Origin of the sequence: Acetobacter sp. AAB5, from assembly GCF_050106715.1 — a bacterium.
GTDB classification, from domain to species: Bacteria; Pseudomonadota; Alphaproteobacteria; order Acetobacterales; family Acetobacteraceae; genus Acetobacter; species Acetobacter oryzifermentans.
This window is the reverse complement of record NZ_JBNIEW010000011.1, coordinates 1-16,058: the sequence shown is the minus strand read 5'-3', so window position 1 is coordinate 16,058 and position 16,058 is coordinate 1. Positions and strand designations below refer to the sequence as shown.

General features: G+C 52.5%; 16 protein-coding genes, 1 tRNA gene and 1 pseudogene. 6 read left to right on the top strand and 12 right to left on the bottom strand.

All coding sequences use genetic code 11. From position 1 onward, the window contains the following. Positions 1-66 precede the first annotated feature (66 nt). From ACP7IZ_RS10640 to ACP7IZ_RS10625, 4 genes are all read right to left on the bottom strand, one after another. The gene (locus tag ACP7IZ_RS10640) at positions 67-201 is read right to left on the bottom strand and encodes a hypothetical protein (protein ID WP_255411703.1); all 135 of its coding nucleotides are present in this window, start codon (positions 199-201) and stop codon (positions 67-69) included. A gap of 5 nt (positions 202-206) precedes the next feature. Next, positions 207-1,175: a heme o synthase gene (locus tag ACP7IZ_RS10635; protein ID WP_089179245.1), complete on the bottom strand. Its 969-nt coding sequence runs from the start codon at positions 1,173-1,175 to the stop codon at positions 207-209. Continuing rightward, entirely contained in the window at positions 1,172-2,428 is a 1,257-nt protein-coding gene (locus tag ACP7IZ_RS10630) for a cbb3-type cytochrome c oxidase subunit I (RefSeq protein ID WP_426849115.1), read from the bottom strand. The genes ACP7IZ_RS10635 and ACP7IZ_RS10630 overlap by 4 nt, the downstream gene beginning before the upstream one ends. A 156-nt stretch (positions 2,429-2,584) precedes the next feature. After that, positions 2,585-3,382, bottom strand: coding sequence for a class I SAM-dependent methyltransferase (locus ACP7IZ_RS10625; RefSeq protein WP_006116522.1), 798 nt, complete (start codon positions 3,380-3,382; stop codon positions 2,585-2,587). A 50-nt stretch (positions 3,383-3,432) separates the two neighbouring features. Between ACP7IZ_RS10625 and ACP7IZ_RS10620 the strand changes: the two genes are divergently transcribed. After that, complete coding sequence (locus ACP7IZ_RS10620; protein WP_426849114.1) at positions 3,433-3,615, top strand: hypothetical protein; 183 nt, start codon at positions 3,433-3,435, stop codon at positions 3,613-3,615. 3 nt (positions 3,616-3,618) lie between these two features. Here the strand turns inward: ACP7IZ_RS10620 and gshB are convergent, their stop codons facing one another. The 4 genes from gshB to ACP7IZ_RS10600 all read right to left on the bottom strand — a co-directional run bounded on the left by gshB (position 3,619) and on the right by ACP7IZ_RS10600 (position 7,841). Then, entirely contained in the window at positions 3,619-4,614 is a 996-nt protein-coding gene (gene gshB / locus ACP7IZ_RS10615) for a glutathione synthase (protein WP_426849113.1), read from the bottom strand. A gap of 100 nt (positions 4,615-4,714) precedes the next feature. Continuing rightward, positions 4,715-6,172, bottom strand: coding sequence for an ArnT family glycosyltransferase (locus ACP7IZ_RS10610; protein WP_426849111.1), 1,458 nt, complete (start codon positions 6,170-6,172; stop codon positions 4,715-4,717). A 35-nt stretch (positions 6,173-6,207) separates the two neighbouring features. Next, the gene (locus ACP7IZ_RS10605; protein ID WP_089179250.1) at positions 6,208-7,329 is read right to left on the bottom strand and encodes a glycosyltransferase; all 1,122 of its coding nucleotides are present in this window, start codon (positions 7,327-7,329) and stop codon (positions 6,208-6,210) included. Further along, positions 7,326-7,841, bottom strand: coding sequence for an Lrp/AsnC family transcriptional regulator (locus ACP7IZ_RS10600; protein ID WP_003624051.1), 516 nt, complete (start codon positions 7,839-7,841; stop codon positions 7,326-7,328). Before ACP7IZ_RS10600 ends, ACP7IZ_RS10605 begins: the two co-directional genes overlap by 4 nt. 180 nt (positions 7,842-8,021) lie before the next feature. Between ACP7IZ_RS10600 and trxB the strand changes: the two genes are divergently transcribed. From trxB to ACP7IZ_RS10580, 4 genes are all read left to right on the top strand, one after another. Further along, positions 8,022-8,969 (top strand): thioredoxin-disulfide reductase, encoded by a 948-nt coding sequence (gene trxB, locus ACP7IZ_RS10595; protein WP_006116517.1) that lies wholly within the window; start codon positions 8,022-8,024, stop codon positions 8,967-8,969. Between the two features lie 116 nt (positions 8,970-9,085). Further along, positions 9,086-9,967 carry a LysR family transcriptional regulator gene (locus ACP7IZ_RS10590; RefSeq protein WP_426849108.1) on the top strand — a complete coding sequence of 294 codons (882 nt, stop codon included), beginning with the start codon at positions 9,086-9,088 and terminating at the stop codon, positions 9,965-9,967. A gap of 459 nt (positions 9,968-10,426) precedes the next feature. Then, positions 10,427-10,930 carry a MucR family transcriptional regulator gene (locus tag ACP7IZ_RS10585; RefSeq protein WP_006116515.1) on the top strand — a complete coding sequence of 168 codons (504 nt, stop codon included), beginning with the start codon at positions 10,427-10,429 and terminating at the stop codon, positions 10,928-10,930. Between the two features lie 148 nt (positions 10,931-11,078). Further along, complete coding sequence (locus tag ACP7IZ_RS10580) at positions 11,079-11,393, top strand: integration host factor subunit beta (protein ID WP_426849107.1); 315 nt, start codon at positions 11,079-11,081, stop codon at positions 11,391-11,393. Here ACP7IZ_RS10580 and ACP7IZ_RS10575 read toward each other — a convergent pair. Then, positions 11,385-12,647, bottom strand: coding sequence for a UdgX family uracil-DNA binding protein (locus ACP7IZ_RS10575; protein WP_426849106.1), 1,263 nt, complete (start codon positions 12,645-12,647; stop codon positions 11,385-11,387). The genes ACP7IZ_RS10580 and ACP7IZ_RS10575 overlap by 9 nt on opposite strands. Positions 12,648-12,673: 26 nt before the next feature. Then, on the bottom strand, positions 12,674-14,224 hold the full coding sequence (gene murJ, locus ACP7IZ_RS10570) for a murein biosynthesis integral membrane protein MurJ (protein WP_426849105.1): 1,551 nt from the start codon (positions 14,222-14,224) through the stop codon (positions 12,674-12,676). A 174-nt stretch (positions 14,225-14,398) separates the two neighbouring features. Between murJ and ACP7IZ_RS10565 the strand changes: the two genes are divergently transcribed. Next, positions 14,399-15,571 (top strand): AI-2E family transporter, encoded by a 1,173-nt coding sequence (locus ACP7IZ_RS10565; RefSeq protein ID WP_426849104.1) that lies wholly within the window; start codon positions 14,399-14,401, stop codon positions 15,569-15,571. Positions 15,572-15,613: 42 nt separating this feature from the next. Here the strand turns inward: ACP7IZ_RS10565 and ACP7IZ_RS10560 are convergent. Beyond that, positions 15,614-15,687, bottom strand: a tRNA-Pro gene (locus ACP7IZ_RS10560). Between the two features lie 64 nt (positions 15,688-15,751). Continuing rightward, positions 15,752-16,058, bottom strand: a pseudogene (locus ACP7IZ_RS10555) (MerR family transcriptional regulator); the annotation flags it as partial.

The following is a 16,058-nucleotide window of genomic DNA, read 5'->3' as shown; positions in this document are numbered from 1 at the left end:
CGTTTATCTCACCGCAGCTCTATGCACTGGGATGAGAAAGTATGATTTGGCTTTAACAGCTAAACCTTACGGGTGAACCAAAGTTAGCCCGAACATGATACCCGCCAGCACCATCATAAACCCCAGCATGGTGCGCACGCGTTCTTTTTGCCGTTTGTGCTTTTCTGTCTGCTCAAGCAGACCATCCTGCTGTGCATTCATACCACTTACACCCATGCCTGAAGGAAGTGATCTGCCAGCAGACCACAAAAAAGAAAGAACAGGTAAGCCAGAGAAAAGCGGAAGGAAATCCGGGCCGCTTTATCCCCTTTTAGGCTTACACCCTGTGCATCCTGCGGTTCCAACAACACGCGCACCGCACATGCCACAAACCCAAGGCCAAGCACCAAAGCTGTAACCGTATAAAGCCAACCGCACAGATGCATGAAGGATGGCACCAGAGAAACGGCCAGCAGTACCAGTGTGTAAATAAAGATCTGCCAACGTGTATGCCGCGCACCACGCACAACCGGCAGCATGGGAATACCTGCGCGCCCGTAGTCCTTACAGGCATACAGAGAGAGCGACCAAAAATGCGGAGGTGTCCAGAAAAAGACGATCCCGAACATTACAACAGGCAGAACGGCCATATGGCCTGTTACCGCTGCCCACCCGATCATGGGCGGGAATGCGCCAGCCGCACCACCGATAACAATATTCTGCGGCGTAGAGCGCTTAAGCCACATTGTGTAAATAACGGCGTAAAAGAAAATAGAAAATGCCAGAATACCAGCAGCCAACGTATTGGTTGCCATCCACATCAAACACACGGAAAGGCAGGAAAGCCCTACCCCGTAAGCCAGTGCCTCGTTTTCTGGAATACGCCCGCCCGGAATGGGGCGGGTGATAGTACGCTGCATTACGGCATCAATATCGCGGTCATACCACATATTGATGGCACCAGCCGCACCCGAAGCCATGCAAATGCAAAAGATGGTCACCAACGCCACAAAGAAATTCATGTGGCCGGGCGCGACAATCATGCCAGCCGCACCTGTAAAAACAACCAGCGAGATCACGCGTGGCTTTAACAGCTGAATCCAGTCTCGCGCACGGGTGCCAACCTGATCGGCCTTAAACCGCGGACGACGTTCTGCTGTTGCTTCCAAGGAAGCGGTTGCCACGCTATCACTCATGCCCGGTATCCCTTGGAAGCCTGAACAGGAATTGCGGCACAATGTGCTGTTGCCTGCTGGTTACGCCGAAAGCTCACCACCACAGCTCCAATAAAGCACAGGGCTGCCAAACCAAAAAATGCACCACTTGCCATTTGTGCACCCGGCACAAACACCAAGGCCGTAGCCGCAGCGGTACAGGCAAAATGCAGATACGCCATAAGCTGCGGATACCAATATCCGCACTCCTCACCGCGCCACAGATAAAAACCGCCGCACACAACATACAGAGCGCCAAGCTGAAGCGCAGAATGCAGGCCATTCCCCTGCATAAGTTGCACAAGCCAACCACCGGAAACCACGCTCATAAAACCCAAGCCCCAGAGCAAAGGTACACGAAGCGTGGCACGGGCATTCCATGCACCTGCCAGCCACAATACAGCCAGACAGGTGGCCGCAAAGGAGCACAGAGCCAGCATGGTGCTGCCCACCTGCATGGCACCAGCACTTTCCGTGCCCTGCATAAAAACGCTTTTGGTCCATGCCACAACGCCAGAAGCAGCGGCAGCAGCCATAATGAACGCAACAGGTTTTTCAGAAAACTTGCCAACGCGGGCGCTAATTTCAAACACCACACCAAAGCCGGCAAGCAGCACAACCAGCCCTACGGGGCCAGCAAAGCTTTCTACATTTACCGCTGCGGCATCGTGCCAGTGTTTTACAATCTGCCCGGCCATAACAGGCACCGTAAGCAGCATAACAGCGGCCGCCAGCATTTCTCCCCACACAAAAGGAGAGAACGGCTTGCGTTCATCCATATCGGCGCGGCTATCAAACACAGTTGCCAACAGGGCCATGCTTGTCATCAGCGTGCCTACACACCACAGCAATGTAGCGGTTTTAAGCTCTGCCCCTGTAACCGTCAGCGCGGCTCCAGCAAACACACACAGAAAACCCGCATCATTCAACCGCGGCAGCAATACGCCCGAACGCTGCACGGCGCGTGGCAGCCATAAAGAACCAAATCCCCCCAGCAGAGCCGGGACAACAACATATAAAAGCATAAGAACAGGATGGGCCTGCACAACAGCATGCCATCCGGCTGTTGCTGGCATCATGCCCATTTCAGAAAGTGTAGAAGCACCTCCGCCCGCTAATGCCGCCAGGGCAGCCAGCACCACGTAAGCAGCCCCCGTGCCGTTCCCTTTTCTGGCAACACGCATGCCATCTCCAGATGTCTCATTCTGTTGGCTCTGGTTATGGGCGACCATCATGCTCCAATTTCCAATTTCTTACTGGCATCATGCAGCCCTACGCCCTTGGCGCGTGGCACGGCATAAAACTGTTCCATCGTATTTACGTTACATACGCGCAAATACCATTTTCTGCCACGCAGAAGAAACGCCCCTGCCTTGGCAGGAGCGCACAGGTTATGCAGGCAGATTTTCTAGTGTGACCAAAGTAAACAGCCCTAATGGCGGAACAGGCTGAATAAAGGCACGCCGGATGTCTTCGGCGGGTAACAGCGATTCCATTGCGAAATCAGGATGCCACCCCAAGGAGTGAGAGGCCCGGCCCAACGCATGTTCGACAGCACCACGGACACCACCGGGGGCCAGAAAGTGATTTACAAACAGAATGTAACCACCGGGGCGCACAACGCGTTTGAGTTCATGCAGCAACTGGCGCGGATGCGGCACCACGGAAGCCACAAACATGGCCACGGCGATATCGAAGGAAGAATCTTCAAACTTCGTATCTTCGGCATCCATTTCCAGCAGGCCGTTAACGTTTGTCAGCTTATCACGCTGCACACGCTCACGCGCCTTGGCCAGCATATCGGCAGAAAGATCAATGCCGGTAATCTGCTTTTCCGCCCGGTAATGAGGCAACGCCAAGCCGGTGCCCACCCCCACTTCCAGCACATCCGTGCCGGGCAGACCGTTTACGGCTTCTACAGCACGCAAACGCCCAAACCGGGAGATGCCGCCAAAAACAACATCATATACATTTGCCCACCGGCGATAGGCGGCTTTGACAGCCTCCGCATCCAGTGCCGAACGGGAAGGAGGAGGCGCGGGACTATCCCCCCCGCCGGAAGGATAATTTTGGAGAACGTCACTCATGTCCTCTCTCTGCCTGCTGGTGGACATTTCTTCAAGAGCCACAAAAGGTCTTCCTCTTCTGCACAAGGCACGCGTCACAAAAGCGCCCTTGTGTAAGGGCATATACTCCTTTTACGCTGCAACAGTGCAATAGATAGTGTTAATATAGAGCCATGTTAGAATTTCTTCTCGCCATCTTCGCCATCGCTGTCTGGATTAGTATTGGTGTCTACTATTTCCGTGAATCGATATTTCAATGGCTAGACAACCGCTTTGGGAAGGACACGCCCTTGGCTGATCTGGAAGCGGCAAGCAAACAGAACGAACCACCTGCACAGGAAAAAAGCAAAGACTGAAGATCACGCGGCGTTCAGTTTATGCTCGATGCAGTTCCAGATTGCGCCTGCGCCATTGATTCCATCAAAACGTTCCAGCTCCTGAAGGCCAGTGGGAGAAGTAACGTTAATTTCTGTTAAATACTGGCCAATCACGTCTATTCCCACAAAAATCAGGCCATGTTCTTTCAGAAATGGGCCGATAGCCGTGCAGATTTCACGGTCACGCGCACTCAGCCCGATCTGTTTGGCCACACCGCCTACATGCATGTTTGACCGATGATCTTCCCCCGATGGCACACGGTTGATTGCACCTACGGGCTCTCCGTCCACCAGAATAATACGTTTGTCTCCGGCCGTTACAGCGGGTTCATAACGCTGGATCATCAACGGCTCGCGCGAACGCGCAAAATGCATTTCCAGCAAAGCATTTAGATTCTGGTCATCTTCACGGATACGGAAAACACCGCTCCCGCCATTCCCGAAAAGTGGCTTTACAATAATATCGTGCCATTTGGCCCGGAAAGCGCGAATCTGTTCGATATCCCACGTTACCAATGTTGGCGGCATCAGATCCGGAAAGTGGGTTACCAAAAGTTTTTCAGGGCTGTCACGCACCCAGCGCGGGTCATTCACCACCAAGGCTTTGCCCGGCCCTATACCATGCACGTGGTCCAGCATGTGCGTAGCTGTAATATATGCCATATCAAAAGGCGGGTCCTGACGCATCAGCACCACATCCATATCACCCAATGACTGGCGCGTTGGCGCACCAAAGGTGGCGTGGTTTCCTTCTTCCCGCCGGACGGTCACAGGCCGCATCAAAGCCGTTACCCGAGTTTTGGAAGATTGCTCTGGTTCCGCTGCCCCTTCACCCAATGCCAGCGTATTCACCTCATACACATACAGGGCATGCCCGCGTTTCTGAGCTTCCAGCATAAGCGCAAAGGTTGAATCCCCATGGATGTTAATGTGCTCCAAAGGGTCCATCTGAACCGCAACCTGTAAGGATGATGCCATTGAGGTATGTTTCCTGTTACTCTTGGCTATAAAAACTAGAATGCAGCGTATCCTGCCTTGCCTGCCCGGTGCAAACAACACTCAGCCAGAGGCTGCGGGTCTAACGCTTATTGGCGGGCAATACCGCAGTGTCTTCCCTTACCGTAGCGCCGCCTAAGCAACGCAGTCTTACACGATAAACTGCGTAACTATCGGCCACAGCACCCCGGCGACTGCGTGAAATATCTGGATATTGAGAGAGAACATCAAAAAGCGCTGGGTCAGGTTGATCATGCCGCCTGTGGCTACGCAGCAAATAACCCTCCGCTCCACATGTAGCGTGTGGGAACGCAAAAAACTGCCATCTCGGTTCAACCGCCAGCACTTTGCGATTCTGGGCATAAAAAGAAAGCTCACCCGCAAGCCCATATTCATCTGCAATCAGCAGGGCATCAGGTGGAATCTGCTTTTCTACGGTCTGCACAAATTCAGGCCAGCCGCCCATTTGCCGTAACGTCATATCAAAATGGGGCGAAAGATGTGCGGGGGCCCACAAAGCTTGCACAACCACAACAACAAACATGGCAACGCCAAGCGCGCAGGCTGCTTTCCACCAGCGATACGGTACGCACACAACAGACAAGGCAAGCGCTGGATACAGCACAACAGGCCAGTTTGCCTGCACGCGTGCGCCTATAGCGTGCTGCAAAAAAACAGCCGCAGGCAGCAAAACCATGCAGAGCAGTAATTGGGCAAATTGATCACGCAGCCTGAGCAAATATTTTATGGCCACTGCGAACAACACAAAAATAAGCGGAGATGCCAAACCAACCTGACCGCCTAGCAATTCCCCCATAAAGGTGAACATACGGGCGGGCTGCCAATCCCCTGCTCGGCCACCTTGTTTAAGAAAGCTAACCCAGTGGTGTGTCGCATTCCACTCAACCACCGGCGCCATGCATACCATTGCCACTACAGCGCCAAGCCAAGGCCATGGCGTGCGCAACCATTGCCTGCCTGCGCGTGTTGCCAGCAACCACATGCCTAAACCAGCTACAGGCAAAAGAGCCGTATATTTGCTATCAAACCCCAACCCGGCAGAAAGACCTACCAGCAACCAGAATGCTGGATGCCTACCAGAAAGCAGATTGCTTACGCTCCACAGCAGCAGGGCCATAAAAAACACCAGAGGGGTATCTGGTGTCATGATCAGAGTGCCCAACCCCACGGCTAATGTGCTGTTTAATATAATGCCGGGTTTAAGAGCCGTTACGAACCCGTTGCCGACACTGACAGCAAACAGTTTCTGAGATTGCAGCCATTGCTGCGCCGCCTGCACCAACAAAACCGTGCCGATAGCCGCAGAAACTGGCCCCATAAAACGCAGGCCTTCAGCGGTATCACCCGCAAAAAACATGCCAATGCGCATCCACAGCGCCACCATGGGGGGGTGATCAAGATACCCCGCAGCCGGAGCCAATGCCCAGAGGCGATAATAGGCTTCATCTGGAGAAAGCGGAATCCATGCGGCCAGCATCAGCCGGAACAATGTGAGCAGCCCTAGTGCTACCAGGCTCATCCATACACCACGATTGTGGTTTGAAATTTTTGCAGTCACGAGCGCCAGACAACGGTTGAAGACATGGCGTAATTCCACACCACAGCAAGAATAGCACCAGCCAAGCTTGCTTCATTCGGCATATGATTCTGGCCGTAAATCATGCGGGCAATACCCACATCCGCCAATGCGCCCACCGAACATACCAGCATGAAGAGAACAAGCCCGCGCATACACGCCCACCCACGCAAGCGCCTGTCACGATACGTGAAGTTGTTATCCAAAAAGAAATTCAGAATCATGGCGGCAACAGTGCCAATGGCCTGCGCCATAGAAAAATGCGCCCCCACAAGCCGAGCGCACTGCATAACGGCAAGGTTTGTGCCAACGCCTGCCAGCCCGACCATACAAAAGGCGACAAACCGCAAAGGCACCCAGCCTTTGGCAAATTTATCTAAAAGAAGCGCACCAAACTGGAGCATAACCAACGCATCCAGCTTGCTTTCCCCCGCCACACGTGGGCGGAACCCACAAGGCACCTCCTGCACGCGCAAGGGCTTGGCGGCAGAAAGCAACAAATCCAGTAAAATTTTAAAACCAGTGCCAGATAAACGCGGGGCAATTGCGGCGAATGTTTCTTGCCTTAACGCAAAAAAACCACTCATCGGATCTGTCAGCTTTACTGGCAAAAAGCGTTGCGCAAGCCAAATGCCGCCATCAGAAAGCGCATGCCGCCACGCATTGGCCAAACCCGCATTATTGCCGCCCTCTACATGCCGACTCCCAACGGCAACATCACATGTATTGTTCAGAACGGCATCTATCAGTGCGCCAAGGCGTGATTCGTCATGTTGAAGATCTCCATCCATCACCGCCACCACCTGTGCGGAAGAAGATAGCGCACCTTCAATAACTGCTGATGAAAGGCCCCGCCGCCCTATGCGGCAAATGCCACGCACACGGGCATTATTCCGCGCCAGATCTCTCACACGCTGGCTTGTGTGATCGGGCGAATTATCATCTACAAAGATAACTTCCCACCGCCTGCCCGCCAGCGCCTGCTCCAGAGCTTTGACAAGAGGCGCCACATTTTCCGATTCGTTATAGCATGGCACAACCACGCTAATATCCGGCCCTCTTGCAACGGTTTCTGTTGAAACCGTTTGATGGTCTGTCACGGGGCCTGCCCTTCCTCCTCAACCTGCACCGGCACCCCCCACCGCTCCAGACTTGTCCGGATGGTTTGCAAAGTTTGCACGCGTATCACGTGCTGTGCTTCTGTGAGTTGGCGGGTCAGCAGATTTTCATGCGCGGCATCACGCGCAATCAAACGAACCAGAAAATCGCCTCCCCCACGGATCATGTGGCATTCGCGCACTTCTGGCCATTGGGCTAGTTGCTGCTCAAAACTGCACAGAATGGCCTCTTTCTGGCTTTCCAGCCCAATCAACGCAAAAAAGGTAATGGGCCAGCCCAAAGCGGCAGCATTAGGTTCTGCATGATAACCACGGATAATGCGTTCTTCTTCCAAACGCCGGACACGACGCAGGCACGGAGGCGCTGAAATACCGACACGGCGGGCCAGCTCCACATTGGTCATGCGGCCATCATTCTGAAGCTCTGCCACAATGCGAAGATCAACTGCGTCCAGATCTGTCACGTTTCCTGATCCATCCTGCACAAGAGGCATGCACCCCAATTCAACTCGCGCGAGTATATGCCACGCACCACATCTGGCGGCAAACACCTAAAGAGGCACACCCTTGCCCAAAACCCATGTGGCAGCCATATGCTTCCAGCAGTTATATGCAGGCTGCTGCCACAATAGCGGCCTGTATGCCTGATTTCCATATGCGGGAGCGCTGCCAATATGGCTGAAACCATTACAACTGATCTGCTCGTTATTGGCGCAGGACCGGCCGGGTATACTGCTGCTATCTATGCGGCACGCGCCAACCTTTCTCCTGTTCTGGTTGCCGGGCTGCAACCAGGTGGCCAGCTCACCATTACAACGGAAGTTGAAAACTACCCCGGGTTTGCCACAGCCATCCAAGGCCCGTGGCTGATGGAGCAAATGGCTGAACAAGCGCAGAATGTGGGCACACGTATTGAATACGACATTATTACATCTGTTGATTTCAAAGCGGGCTCACCATTCCTGCTTACAGGTGATTCGGGCACCATTTACAAAGCGCGTTCAGTTATTGTTGCCACAGGTGCACAGGCCCGCTGGCTAGGCCTGCCAAGCGAGAAACGCTTACAAGGTGCTGGTGTTTCTGCTTGCGCCACGTGTGATGGCTTTTTCTACCGCGGGAAAAATGTGGTGGTTGTAGGGGGCGGCAATACTGCTGTTGAAGAAGCCCTGTATCTCACCCACCATGCCGCGCACGTTACCTTGGTTCACCGCCGCGATAGCTTGCGGTCTGAAAAAATTCTGCAAGACCGGCTTTTCGCAAACCCCAAGGTTTCCGTGATCTGGAACAGTGTTGTGGAAGACATTCTGTCTGATGGCTCGCCAGAAACAGTGTGTGGTGTCCGACTGAAAAATACGCAAGATGAAAGCGAACAGACCATCCCCACCGATGGCGTGTTTATTGCAATCGGCCATGCCCCCAACACAGCTATCTTCCGCGATCAGCTTACGCTGGATGCTGAAGGGTATATTGAAACCACACCCGGCACCACGCGCACTTCTGTACCCGGAGTCTTTGCTGCGGGGGATGTGCAGGACAAAACATATCGCCAAGCTGTAACAGCCGCAGGAACTGGCTGCATGGCAGCGCTGGATGCAGAACGCTATCTTGCTGGTTTAGCCTGATAACTTAACAGAAAACGGCTTCATCCCTTGACCAAGGGGGCCAATTCCTGCACGTAATACACCGCATAAAACACGGCTGTGTTTTTGTAACTTCATTCAATTTGCAGGAGGCATGCGTGGACTGGGACAAACTCCGGGTTTTCCATGCAGTGGCAGAAGCCGGTTCCTTTACCCACGCGGGGGATGTGCTCAACCTCAGCCAATCTGCCGTATCACGGCAGATTTCTGCGCTGGAAGACGTCCTTCAGGTTCCTCTCTTTCATCGGCACGCCCGCGGCCTGATCCTAACGGAACAGGGTGAAACACTTCATAAAACCGTGCGCGAAGTCTTTTCCAAACTGGAAATGACGCAAACACTGCTGACAGAAAGTAAGGAAAAGGCAGCCGGGCGGCTGCGCGTAACCACAACCACCGGCTTTGGTAACTGTTGGCTTATGCCGCGGCTTCATCGCTTTATGGCAGATAACCCGGAAATAGATATCTGCCTGATTTTGGAAGATAATGATCTTGATTTAGGCATGCGGGAGGCTGACGTAGCGGTGCGTATGCATGCACCCAGACAGCCAGACCTGATCCAACGCCATCTGGCGGATTTTAGCCTGCCAATTTTTGCTGCCCCTCTCTATATTGAGAAATACGGCATGCCAAAATCTCTGGAGGAAATCAAAGAACACCAACTGGTGCTGTTTGGTGAACACCATCCTCCGGTTGCGCATGTTAACTGGCTGGCTCAAGCCTGCCGCAACGATGGCAGCACACAAACTGCTCGGCTAGAAGTTAACAGCATGGCTGCTATGGCCTCTGCTATTGCTGCGGGCTTGGGCATTGGGTCCATTCCAACTTACGCAGCAAAAGAATTTCCGGATCTGGTTCAGATCCTGCCGGAAATTACCACTCCAACTGTAGATGCTTATTTTGTTTATCCGGAAGAGCTGCGCAGCTCTAAACGCGTAGCTGTTTTCCGTGATTTTCTTATGAGTGAATTAGGTATTCGGTAAATATTCTCGCATTACCAAATATCACACAATAAAAAAGCCTGCCCCCATTTTCAGGGGCGGGCTTTTTTATTTTCACACACCACCATCCCCCTCAACAGAAACATTCTAGTAGCTCTTATTCTTAATTTTTTCTGATAAATATGTGTAATTTTTGCTGCATTTGTCTACCATCATAATATTTTACTTTGATATTATGTAAAAACCAAACATTTTAGAAAATCATGGCACTGGATATTTCTTGCAACCTTAAGTGATGTTTCTGCGTTTACATAAAACGAGCACATAGCCTTAAGCAGAACAATAAACCCGAACGCACGATTACAGAGAGCCGAAATATTACCGTTTGTTTATTATTTGAAATGAGCAAAACTTCCTGCATTGCTTCCAATAATGTTCTTTTATGGACAATTATGCGCTGAAATTGTGAGTTCACCATTCACAAACTACAGTTAAAGGAGTATGGAGTGCAGATATTCACACCAAATTCCTATTGGATTTATCATGAGTGAGAACCAGGACTACTCTCCCCTTCTTGATCTGGTATCAGAGATCGTTTCCGCACACGTCTCCAACAACCAGACAGACCCTGCACTTATCCCGGGCATGATCCGTGATATTTATCAGGCACTGAAAACCGCTGAACATCCGCAGAATGAGCCGGAAAAACTTCAGCCAGCAGTGCCGGTAAAGCGCTCGGTATTCCCAGATTACATTATCTGTCTGGAAGACGGGAAAAAGCTGAAGATGCTGAAGCGCCACCTACAGAGCGCTTATGGCATGACGCCTGAACAATACCGTGAACGTTGGGGCCTGCCCGCAGACTACCCGATGGTAGCCCCTAACTACGCAGAGCGCCGCTCTACGCTGGCTCGTGAAATTGGCCTTGGCCGTAAAATTCATGCCGCTGGGGATGAAGAAGAACAGGGTGGCCGTGGCCGCCGCAAGAAGTCTCCTACAGCATAAAATTTGTAGGAACTGACTACTAAAAAGGTCTGGCGGTATTTCTCTGGTTCATACCGTCAGACTTTTCTATCTTGACGTCTTCTTCATCATTACGGAATGTTCTGAGTATAATTATTGTACACACAACAGCCGGGTGGGAGAACTTAAGATGACCAGATCCGAGCTGATTACAGCCCTGATGCAAAAAAATCCGCATCTTCAGCTGAAAGAAGCAACACGACTTGTAAATATTGTATTTGGCACCATTACCAGCAGCCTTGCAGAAGGCAGCCGCGTAGAATTACGTGGGTTTGGTGCATTTTCTGTAAAAGAGCGTGACCCACGCATTGGCCGCAACCCAAAAACAGGGGTGCAGGTTCAGGTTGGCAAAAAGCTCGTTCCCTTCTTTAAAACGGGTAAAGAGCTACACCAGCGCCTGAACAAGCCTGTTACTGGTAGCAAACGCTCGCGGTCCTCAGTCTGACTGCTGCGTTATAAAACCATGTGCTAAGCGTAAGTCTTCTACAAAGCGTGCATATTCCCGCGCTTTGGCCTCTTCATTCGGCAGGCGCAGCAAGTAGGACGGGTGCACCGTTACCAACCCCGAGCACTGCTCATTCAACTGGAAGATACGAGAACGCTCGCGCGATATGGTAACAGGCCGCTTGAGAAGACTCTGCGCTGCCGTAACACCTAGCATAACAATCAGCTTGGGCTGTACTAGCCTACGCTCTGCATCCAACCAGATTCGGCAGGCCTCGACAGACTCCTGATCTGGCTTCTGATGCAGGCGCCTGTTGTTTCTCCATGTAAAGCGGAAGTGCTTTACAGCGTTTGTCACGTAAACGTGATGTCGTAAAATACCCGCTTCTTCCAGCGTCTTATCAAACACCTGCCCTGCTGGCCCAACAAATGGACGGCCCGCCAGATCTTCCTGATCTCCCGGCTGTTCTCCAACAAACATCAGAGGCGTATTTTCTGCGCCTTCTCCAAAAACTGTGCGCTTGGCAGGTTGCCATAAAGAACAAGCTCTACAGTCCATGGCCTCAGCAGACAAAGATGCGAGAGAAGCCGCCTGTACTACATCCTCTAGCGTAGGCACCAGCACTGTGTTGGGATACCCCTGCCACATGCCCTGCCCGTCTGCCTGCCACATATCCGCAGAAACATGCGCGGCCTCTGCCTCACCTGGGGCAAAATGCAGTTGGTTTCCATCCCACCACATCCGTCGGTAAGGTGTCATAACCTCCCACGGTTGGGCATCGCGCTCTATGCAGAACCGTCCATTTGCTTCCACAATGTAATTCTGCGGTGTGTATTGCAGGCTTCTACTTTGGTGTTGATTACTGAATGTCGAAAAAGCCAGGCGAAACTGTTCCGTTTCTTGTTTAACGCTCTGCACAAGCTCTCGAAGTTGCTGGATATCCGGATCTTCCCGTAAATCTTCCATATCCAGCAAGCCATGCGTGAAGCGATAAACAACACGATATAAAAGCTCAAAACGCTGTGGATGATGCGCCTGCAATGCTTCCAACACGGCAGTTACCAACTTACGCGGAAGGTTAAGAGGTGCGTCATTATCGGCGGAATCTGGCGCTTCCAGCACCCAAGGTGTTTGCCCTTTGCCCGCTACACGCCAGATTATGCTTTCGGGGAGCACCTGCTTTTGCACATAATGGCGTGTAGCGGCCCGCCATGTTGCCAGATCCACCTGGTGCGCCAGTACAATCTCAACCATCCCCGGCTCCCTTTAATTATTACCCGTTAGGCACGCTTACGGTTTAAGCGCCTGCGTAGCCCCGCCAGCACATCTGCCAAGTCCATAACGCCCAGCACATGCAACATACCGGCATAAAATATGCCCCCGGCCCCTACCATAACGGTCAGCCATATTAACCGCATAAGAAAATGCGTGGGCAGCGGCAGCAAGGTTTCTATGCCAACAAGCAGCAGCGCCATAACAGCCGCCCCTAGCCCAACCCGAGCAATGCCACCCAATATTTCTGGAGCAAGCAACAGCGCATTTTTTTGCCGAAGCAAAAAAGCCAGCACAGCCACATTTATAACAGCGGCCAAACTACTGGCCAAAGGTGGCCCCATATGAACCAGAGGCTTCATGAACAGCAGATTGAGCACAAAATTAAGCAGCAGAACGCCAATACCGATGTAAACCGGTGTGCGCGTATCCCCACGTGCAAAAAATGCTGGAGAGAGAACTTTCACAAGCACAAAAGCGGGCAAACCAATAGCATAGGCCCGCAAGGATTGTGCTGAAAGCAGTGCATCATGCTCGGTAAAAGATCCGTGGCCGAACAGAACAATCATGATCGGCCCTGCCAATACCAACAAGCCAGCTACAGCCGGAAGTGTAAGCAGCAGAACATATTCAATAGACCGATTTTGCGCTGCATGCGCTGCATCTGTTTCTCCTGCCGCTAAATGGCGCGTGAGCACAGGCAAAAGCGTGGTGCCAGCGGCCGCCCCCAAAACCCCCAAAGGCAACTGGTTAATCCGATCTGCAAAATACATGAGGGAAACACTGCCTGCCGGAAGCAGTGTGCCAATAATGGTATCAATAGTAAGGTTAATCTGCCCAACACCACTGCCGATCAGCCCCGGCACCATACGGCGCAGCAACAGGCGGATACGGGGCGTAAGAGCTGGCCACAAAGGCGTTAGGCCAAAATGCGCACGCTCACATGCCCAGAACAGCAGCCCCAGTTGTGCAACGCCCGATGCCGTTACACCCCATGCCGCAGCGTAAGCAACATTCGGCAAAAAAGGTGAAGCCAGCAGAATGGCCGCAATACCCACCACGTTGAAAGCTAGATAAGCCGCCGAGGCCACACCAAACCGGTGCAAACCATTAAGAACGCCCGCCAGCAGCGCTGCCGCGCAAATTAACACCAGATAAGGAAAGGTAATACGGCTCAGGCTGACGGCTAGGGCGTATCTATCCCCACTTTGTAAAAAGCCGGGGGCGATAACCTTAAGCACCTGCGGCATAAAAATTTCGCCCAGCACGCATAAAAACACCAGCCAGACCAGCATAACGCCTAAGGCCCTGCGTGCAAAAAGCTGCGCTTCCTCTTTGCCTTCTCGCGTCAGCACAGAAGAAAACAAAGGCACAAAGGCTGCGTTAAATGCGCCCTCCCCAAACAAGCGCCGGAACATGTTAGGCAGACGAAATGCAACCTGATAGGCATCCTGCAATGCCCCCGCACCCATAAAGGCTGCCAGAAGCTGATCCCGAACAAGACCAAGAACACGGCTGAGCATTGTCCAGCCGCCAACGGTAAGGAAATTTTTGAGCATGACAGGATCAGTTCTTACTACGCCGCAGGAAACTGCGCGACACTAACGAAAGTGTCAGAAAAAGATACGGGAATATGATCCTTATGCGGCATATCTGGTTATGGCATAGGCAGCGCCGCCATAGCGCGATATGGTCTGACAACAAAGCTTATGCTCGCCCCCAGCATACAAAATATGCTGAAGATAAAATGTTATTGCGGAACCCCTGGGAGAACACACCGGAATATGCCCGATTCATTGCCATCACAATTTCTTCCGGATTCACCGCGCTGCTCTCTTATCAAACCAAGCCAGCGTTCTCGTCGGGGGCAGGAAATGGCGCGTACAGTTCTGGCGCTGTTTATTGTGGGAGTAGCCGTTTACACTATCCAAGGCTTTTTGCCCGCATTGGCATGGGGAAGTGTTTTTGCCATTGCCACATGGCCCCTTTATACGCGCGCCTGTAATAAATGGCCTCATGCAGCCTCTGGCACGCTTTTGCCCCTGTTATTTACGGCAGCCATGGCATTGCTATTTGTTATTCCGCTTACACTTGTAACGCTGGAAGCTGTGGGAGAAGCCCAGAGCGCACTGGAATGGCTATCTCATGCGCGCGAATATGGTGTGCCTGTGCCCGATACCATTCATCGCCTACCTTTTGGCAGTGCCGCCATAAGCAAATGGTGGGAGGCGCATCTTTCAGACCCGCGTGATCTTTCTGGCATGCTGGGGAATCTAGATAGCAAAGGTGTGGCTGTTACGCGCGCCGTGGGTTCGCAGGTTGCGCATCGCGCCACATTGTTCTGCTTTTCCATCCTGACCTTGTTTTTTCTGTATAAAGATGGGCTTTCCGTTATCCGCCAGTGCCGCGTGGTTTCATGCCGCGCTTTTGGCAAACGCGGAGAAAGCATCGGACGCCAGATTGTTGCTTCCATTCACGGCTCTGTTCAAGGGCTGGTGCTGGTAGGTATTGGGGAAGGCCTGCTGCTTGGCATTATCTATGTATTTGCCCATGCCCCCCACCCTGCTTTATTTGGCGTGATTACGGCCGTAGCAGCCATGATTCCTTTTTGCGCCATGATAGCTGTCGGCTTGGTCTCTCTGCTTATTCTGGTGCAGGGTAGCTCTGTTGCCGCCATTACAACTTTTTGCATTGGCGCAGTGATTATTTTTACCGCTGACCATTTTATCCGCCCTGCCCTTATTGGCGGCAGCACCAAGCTGCCTTTCCTTTGGGTGCTATTGGGTATTCTGGGCGGCGCAGAAACATGGGGGCTGATTGGCCTGTTTGTTGGGCCTGCGGCTATGGCAGCACTTAATCTGCTGTGGTGCCGGTGGGCATACGGAAACAACCCAAAAGCCAGTTAGGCTTTTGGGTTGTTCTGCAACACTGATTTTTCAGAGAAAATATCGGGCAGGCGGGATTCGAACCCACGACCCCCAGTCCCCCAGACTGATGCGCTACCAGACTGCGCTACTGCCCGTTAAGTGTGGAGTGGTGTTTAGCAGGAGGTTTTCTGCAACACAACCCACCCCTGACACAATTTTTTAAGAAACCAGCTTTTTACGGAACTCTTCTAGCTCCACCAGCACATCTGCCAGATCCTGACGTAACTGACGGTTCTGTTCCACCAGTTCTGTCATATGCGGATGCGGCTCAACAGATGCAAATGTCACCACTGCGTCTTCCATTTCTGGTGATAGATCTGCAGCACCCTCAACATTCTCAGCAACCACTTCTGGCTCTGGCTCTGGCTCTGGCTCTGGCTCTGGCTCTGGCTCTGGCTCTGGCTCTGGCTCTGGCTCTGGCTCTGGCTCTGGCTCTGGCTCTGGCTCTGGCTCTGGCTCTGGCTCT

What these genes read in the sequence shown, in the direction of transcription:
- ACP7IZ_RS10625 (WP_006116522.1), bottom strand. Translation starts at nt 3,382, where the DNA reads ATGCCCTTACACAAGGGCGCTTTTGTGACGCGTGCCTTGTGCAGAAGA.
- ACP7IZ_RS10635 (WP_089179245.1), bottom strand. Translation starts at nt 1,175, where the DNA reads ATGAGTGATAGCGTGGCAACCGCTTCCTTGGAAGCAACAGCAGAACGT.
- ACP7IZ_RS10585 (WP_006116515.1), top strand. Translation starts at nt 10,427, where the DNA reads ATGGAGTGCAGATATTCACACCAAATTCCTATTGGATTTATCATGAGT.
- ACP7IZ_RS10620 (WP_426849114.1), top strand. Translation starts at nt 3,433, where the DNA reads ATGTTAGAATTTCTTCTCGCCATCTTCGCCATCGCTGTCTGGATTAGT.
- ACP7IZ_RS10600 (WP_003624051.1), bottom strand. Translation starts at nt 7,841, where the DNA reads ATGCCTCTTGTGCAGGATGGATCAGGAAACGTGACAGATCTGGACGCA.
- ACP7IZ_RS10630 (WP_426849115.1), bottom strand. Translation starts at nt 2,428, where the DNA reads ATGATGGTCGCCCATAACCAGAGCCAACAGAATGAGACATCTGGAGAT.
- ACP7IZ_RS10575 (WP_426849106.1), bottom strand. Translation starts at nt 12,647, where the DNA reads ATGGTTGAGATTGTACTGGCGCACCAGGTGGATCTGGCAACATGGCGG.
- ACP7IZ_RS10565 (WP_426849104.1), top strand. Translation starts at nt 14,399, where the DNA reads ATGCTGAAGATAAAATGTTATTGCGGAACCCCTGGGAGAACACACCGG.
- trxB (WP_006116517.1), top strand. Translation starts at nt 8,022, where the DNA reads ATGGCTGAAACCATTACAACTGATCTGCTCGTTATTGGCGCAGGACCG.
- gshB (WP_426849113.1), bottom strand. Translation starts at nt 4,614, where the DNA reads ATGGCATCATCCTTACAGGTTGCGGTTCAGATGGACCCTTTGGAGCAC.
- ACP7IZ_RS10640 (WP_255411703.1), bottom strand. Translation starts at nt 201, where the DNA reads ATGAATGCACAGCAGGATGGTCTGCTTGAGCAGACAGAAAAGCACAAA.
- ACP7IZ_RS10580 (WP_426849107.1), top strand. Translation starts at nt 11,079, where the DNA reads ATGACCAGATCCGAGCTGATTACAGCCCTGATGCAAAAAAATCCGCAT.
- ACP7IZ_RS10610 (WP_426849111.1), bottom strand. Translation starts at nt 6,172, where the DNA reads ATGAGCCTGGTAGCACTAGGGCTGCTCACATTGTTCCGGCTGATGCTG.
- murJ (WP_426849105.1), bottom strand. Translation starts at nt 14,224, where the DNA reads ATGCTCAAAAATTTCCTTACCGTTGGCGGCTGGACAATGCTCAGCCGT.